The organism is Xanthomonas sp. SHU 199 (assembly GCF_000364665.1).
GTDB classification, from domain to species: domain Bacteria; phylum Pseudomonadota; class Gammaproteobacteria; order Xanthomonadales; family Xanthomonadaceae; genus Xanthomonas_A; species Xanthomonas_A sontii.
Genome location: NZ_AQOI01000315.1, coordinates 1 through 5,669 on the forward strand (window position 1 = coordinate 1; position 5,669 = coordinate 5,669).

The window sequence follows — 5,669 nt, forward strand, 5'->3', positions numbered from 1 at the left end:
CGGCTCCGGGCGCGGCTTGCACAGCGCGCCGCGGCCTTCGAACTGCGGGTCCACGCCCCATTCGGCCATCCACCGCGCCGGGTCCAGCGCGGTCGACTCGCCGGCGTGCACCAGGAACTCGCCGACATCGAAGCCGATGCCGCCGGCGCCGATGATCGCCACCTTGTCCGCCGCCTGTACCCGGCCCTGCAGCACGTCCAGATAGCTGACCACGCTGGGATGGTCGGCGCCGGGGAAGTCCACCGCGCGCGGCACGATACCGGTGGCCAGCACCACCTCGTCGAAGTCGGCCAGCAGTGCCGCATCGGCGGTGGTGTGCAGGCGCAGTTCCACGCCGGTGGCGTCGATCTGGTGGCGGAAGTAGCGCAGCGTCTCGTGGAATTCCTCCTTGCCGGGAATGCGCTTGGCCACGTTGAACTGGCCGCCGATCTCGCTGGCGCTGTCGAACAGGGTGACGCGGTGGCCGCGCTGTGCGGCCACGGTCGCGCAGGCCAGACCGGCCGGGCCGGCGCCGACCACGGCGATGCGCTTGGGCGCGCGGGTCGGCAGGTAGTTCAGTTCGGTCTCGGCGGCCGCGCGCGGATTGACCAGGCAGCTGGCGGTCTTGTTCTCGAACACGTGGTCCAGGCAGGCCTGGTTGCAGGCGATGCAGGTGTTGATCGCCTGCGCCTGGCCGCGCTGCGCCTTGTTCGCCCATTCCGGGTCGGCCAGCAGCGGCCGCGCCAGCGACACCATGTCGGCGCCGCCGCCGGCCAGGATGCGCTCGGCCACGTCGGGCATGTTGATGCGGTTGGTGGCGATCAGCGGCAGCCGCACGTGCGGCTTGAGCTTGGCGGTCACCGCCGCGAACGCCGCGCGCGGCACCGAGGTGGCGATGGTCGGCACGCGTGCTTCGTGCCAGCCGATGCCGGAGTTGATGAGGGTCGCGCCGGCGGCCTCGATCGCCTGCGCCTGCAGCACGATCTCCTGCCAGTCGCTGCCGTCCTCGACCAGGTCCACCAGCGACAGCCGGTAGACGATGATGAAGTCCGGTCCGCAGGCGGCGCGGATGCGGCGCACGATCTCCACCGCAAAGCGCATGCGCTTGGCCGCATCGCCGCCCCAGGCGTCATCGCGGCGGTTGCTGCGCGGGGCGATGAACTCGTTGATCAGATAGCCTTCCGAGCCCATCACCTCGACGCCGTCGTAGCCGGCCTCGCGGGCGAGCCTGGCGGCGTGCGCGTAGGCGTCGATCTGGCGTTCGACGCCGCGCGCCGACAGTGCGCGCGGGGTGAACGGGTTGATCGGCGCCTTGAGCTTCGACGGCGCCACCGACAGGGGGTGGTAGGCGTAGCGCCCGGCGTGCAGCAGTTGCAGGCAGATCTTGGCGCCATGCGCGTGCACCGCGGCGGTCACCTGCCGGTGCGGGCGCACTTCCCATGGCCAGGACAGCTTGCCGCCAAACGGTTTCAGCCAGCCGACCACGTTCGGTGCGAAGCCGCCGGTGACGATCAGGCCGACGCCGCCGGCGGCGCGTTCGGCGAAGTACGCGGCCAGTTTGGGGAAGTCGCGGGCGCGGTCTTCCAGGCCGGTGTGCATGGAGCCCATCAGGATGCGGTTGCGCAGCTGGGTGAAGCCCAGGCCCAGCGGGGCGAACAGGTGCGGGTAGGCGGTGGGGGTGGGGTCGGGCTGGCCGGGGGCGGGCGACATGGCGTGGATACGCAGGCGTACGGAAGGGCGCAGGGTGCCGTGAAACCGGGCTGGCGGCAAGTAGGGCGATGCTTTCACGTCGATGTGGACGTTTGCCCTGGTTCTGGTGCTGGTATTTTTGAAGCTTGGAGCTTTCGAAGCAGAGCAACGGCAACAGCTTCCGCTGGCGCGGGTCACTTTTCTTTGCTTGTGCAAAGAAAAGTAACCAAAAGAAAGCACACCCCGCAGCGCGCCTTCCGCGCTAACGCGCTCCAGGTTCGCAGCCACGTCGGGCATTTTCCGACGGCACATCCATGTGCCGGCGGAAAACGACGCGCATCCTGCGCGTCGCCCTTCGGGTATTCGCCCGCCGTGGCTGCCGCGCCGAGGGGACCCGGTAGATCAAAAGCAAAGCGAAAGCACAGCAACAGCAACAGCGGGAGCAGGAGCGGGAGCGGTTACGGTCGACGGGGCGATAGCGCCAATGTTTCGATCGCTGCGCCGCCCGCTCAGCCCCAGCCGACCAGGGCCAGTTTGCCGATGGTGCTGCCCGATTCCAGGCGGCGGTGCGCCTCGCGCAGGGTGGTGGCGTTGATCGGGGTCAGGGTCTCGGTCAGGGTGGTGCGCAGTTCGCCGGCGTCCACTAGGCTGGCGGTGCGTGCCAGGATGCGGTGCTGTTCGATCATGTCGTCTGTGCGGAACCGGGCGCGTGCGAACATCATTTCCCAGTGGATGCCGATGCACTTGGCCTTGTACGGGTCGCCGATGTGCAGTGGACCGCTCGGCTCGACGATCAGCCCGACGTGGCCCTGCGGCGCCAGCAGCTCGCCCAGCGCCTGCCAGTAGCGGTCGGTGTCGGCCAGGTTCAACGCGGCGTCCACCTGGTCGATGCCCAGTGCCTGCAGCTGCGGCGCCAGCTCCTGGCGATGGTCGATCACGTGGTGCGCGCCGAGTTGCAGGCACCAGTCGCGGGTCTGCGGCCGCGAGGCGGTGGCGATCACCTCGAAGCCGGCATGCCGCGCCAACTGGATCGCGATCGAGCCGACCCCGCCGGCGCCGCCGATCACCAGCAGGCGGCGGCCGCGGTTGTGTTCGTCGTCGAAGTCGAACGGCATGCGCTGGAACAGAAGTTCCCAGGCGGTCAGTGTGGTCAGCGGCAGCGCCGCGGCCTGGGCGAAGTCCAGCGTGGCCGGCTTGCGCGCGACGATGCGCGCATCCACCAGTTGGTACTGCGCGTTGCTGCCGGCACGGGTGATGTCGCCGGCGTAGTAGACCTCGTCGCCCGGCTCGAAACCGTCGACCTCGGGCCCGACCGCCTCGACCACGCCGGCGGCGTCGTAGCCCAGCACCTTGGGCTGGCCGTCGCTTGCGCCCTTGGCGCGGACCTTGGTGTCCACCGGATTGACCGACACCGCCTCCACCCGCACCAGCAGGTCGTGGCCGGCGGGCGCGGGGGGCGTCGGCAGGTCGAGGTCGTGCAGCGACTGCGGATCGTCGATCGGCAGGGGATGGAGGGTGGCGACCGCTTTCATGGAGGCTCCTGGACGTGAAGGAAAGGAGGGCACGGCCGCGGCTCAGACCGGCCGCGGGTTGCGCTCGGCGAAGCCGCGCTGGTGCCAGTACGGATACGCCGGTACCGCCGCGCTGGCCGCATCCAGCTGTTGCACGTGGGCGGCATCGAGGGTCCAGCCGACCGCCCCCAGATTCTGCCGCAACTGGTCTTCGGTCCGTGCGCCAATGATCACGCTGCTGACCGTCGGTCGCTGCAACAGCCAATTCAGTGCGATCTGCGGCACGCTGCGGCCGGTTTCGGCGGCGATGGCTTCCAGGGCGTCGATCACCCGGTACAGGCGCTCTTCCTCCGCCGGCGGGCCGGCCTCGGTGACCGCCTTGTCGTGCAGGCGGCTGTTCTCCGGCAGCGGCTGGCCGCGGCGCAGCTTGCCGGTCAGCCGGCCCCAGCCCAGCGGGCTCCACACCAGCGCGCCCACGCCCTGGTCCAGGCCCAGCGGCATCAGTTCCTCCTCGTAGTCGCGCCCGATCAGCGAGTAATAGGCCTGGTGCGCGACATAGCGCGACCAGCCGTGGCGGTCGGCCGCCGCCAGCGACTTCATCAAGTGCCAGCCGGAGAAGTTGGACACGCCCAGGTAGCGGATCTTGCCGGCACGCACCAGGTCGTCGAGCGTGGACAGGGTTTCCTCCACCGGCGTGTGCGCGTCGAAGCCGTGCAACTGGAACAGGTCGAGGTAGTCGGTGCCCAGGCGGGTCAGCGCCGCTTCCACCGCGCGCACCAGGTGGAAGCGCGAGGAACCGACACTGTTGGCTGCGGCCCGGTCGAAGCGGAAGCCGGCCTTGGTCGAGAGCAGCACCTGGTCGCGGCGGCCCTTGATCGCCGCGCCCAGCACCGATTCGGCGGCGCCGCCGGAATAGACGTCGGCGCTGTCGAACAGGGTGACGCCGGCTTCCAGGCAGATGTCGATCAGGCGCCGGGCCTGATCCACGTCCGAATTGCCCCAGGTGGCGAAGAACGGATCGGTGCCGGCGAAGGTGCCGGTGCCGAAGCTGAGCACGGGAACCTTGAAGCCGGATGCGCCGAGATGACGGTATTCCATGGAGAACTCCTGATGAGGGAAGGAGGAAGGGAGGGGAGAGAAGGCGTCAGCGCGCCGCGGCGTCGGTGTCGACGGCGTCGGTCGCAGCGGAGGTGGAAGCGGCTGCGGTGGCGCCGAGCAACTGCGCGGCGGCCTCGGCCATGGCCGCGTAGCCGGCATCGCCGGGATGCAGGTGATCGCCCGAGTCGAATTCCGACCGCATCCGCGCCGGGTGCGCGGGGTCGCGCAGCAGGGCGTCGACATCCAGGATCGCGTCGAAGCCATTGCCGGCGCGCAGCCAGGCATTGACCTGCTGGCGCACGGCCTCCTTCTGCGGGCTGTAGTAGGCGGGGATCGGCGAGTCCGGCAGCGCGCCCTCGAACGGGGTAAGGGTGGCGCCGATCACCCGCAGGCCGCGCGCCTGCGCGCGCTGCAGCACCTGCCGGTAGCCGGCGATCAGGTCCTCGGCCGGCACCGGCGCATCGTCCGGCGCGAACGGCGTGCCGTACCAACTGATGTCGTTGATGCCCATCAGCAGGATCACGGTGTGCACGCCGGGCTGCGCCAGCACGTCGCGATCCAGCCGCGCCAGCGCGTTCTGGCCCATGCGGTCGCGCAGCACGCGCCCGCCGGAGATGCCCGCGTTGAGCACCGCCACCCGCTGCGCGGCCAGCCGCGTGGCTAACTGGTCCGGCCAGCGCCGGTCCTGCCCGGGCGTCGAGGCGGCGCCGTCGGTGATCGAATCGCCCAGCGCCACCACCGCGCCGATGGCATCGGCACGGCGCACCTGAATGCCGCTGACGAACAGCCGTACCGGCAGCGCCGTGGCATCGGCCAGCGTGGCGTCGGCGGTGCGGTCGCCCGGGGCCAGCCAGGCGCTTTGCAGGCCCTCCCAGTGGAAGGTGGACGGCGCGGTCGGCTGCGGCAGGTACAGGCTGATGCTGAGCCGGGCCAGGTCCGGCACGCTCAGCGCCACCGGGTCGCTGAGCACCGGCGCGCCCGGCGGCACGGTCACCTCGGTCTTGCCGCCGAAGCGCAGCGGCCGCTGCGAGCCGGGCAGGGTCGCAGCGCCGTCGCCGGCCAGCGCCAGCGAGGCGGCGCCGATGTGCAACGGCGCATCGCCATAGGCGTTGCTCAGTTCCACCCGCACCTCGTTGCCGCCGAGGCTCACCCGCGCCACCTGGCGCACGGTCTGCCGCCACAGGTGGAACGGCGTCTGCGTCGGGAACGGGAAGTTCGCGGCCCACAGTGGTTGCGGGCTGGCCTGCCAGGTCGCGACCCAGTCGCGTGGCGCCGCGTCGGCCGGCAGCGCGAGGGTGCCCAGCAGCGCCGTCGCCAGCGCGACCGTCGCCATCGGACGGCTCATGCCGCACCGCCGGCGGCGCAACCCGCGCCGTGACTGGCGGCGGGGGG

4 protein-coding genes are annotated in these 5,669 nt (G+C 70.9%); all 4 read right to left on the reverse strand.

Translation table 11 applies throughout. The features are described 5' to 3' along the window. The coding region (locus D183_RS0111275) for an oxidoreductase (RefSeq protein WP_017909080.1) at positions 1-1,689 on the reverse strand (1,689 nt) is incomplete at its 3' end. Positions 1,690-2,177: 488 nt separating this feature from the next. Next, positions 2,178-3,200: a zinc-binding alcohol dehydrogenase family protein gene (locus D183_RS0111280; RefSeq protein ID WP_017909081.1), complete on the reverse strand. Its 1,023-nt coding sequence runs from the start codon at positions 3,198-3,200 to the stop codon at positions 2,178-2,180. A 42-nt stretch (positions 3,201-3,242) separates the two neighbouring features. Beyond that, positions 3,243-4,277 (reverse strand): aldo/keto reductase, encoded by a 1,035-nt coding sequence (locus D183_RS0111285; RefSeq protein ID WP_017909082.1) that lies wholly within the window; start codon positions 4,275-4,277, stop codon positions 3,243-3,245. Positions 4,278-4,323: 46 nt separating this feature from the next. After that, positions 4,324-5,622, reverse strand: coding sequence for an SGNH/GDSL hydrolase family protein (locus tag D183_RS0111290; protein WP_017909083.1), 1,299 nt, complete (start codon positions 5,620-5,622; stop codon positions 4,324-4,326). Positions 5,623-5,669: the final 47 nt, after the last annotated feature.

What these genes read in the sequence shown, in the direction of transcription:
- D183_RS0111285 (WP_017909082.1), bottom strand. Translation starts at nt 4,277, where the DNA reads ATGGAATACCGTCATCTCGGCGCATCCGGCTTCAAGGTTCCCGTGCTC.
- D183_RS0111280 (WP_017909081.1), bottom strand. Translation starts at nt 3,200, where the DNA reads ATGAAAGCGGTCGCCACCCTCCATCCCCTGCCGATCGACGATCCGCAG.
- D183_RS0111290 (WP_017909083.1), bottom strand. Translation starts at nt 5,622, where the DNA reads ATGAGCCGTCCGATGGCGACGGTCGCGCTGGCGACGGCGCTGCTGGGC.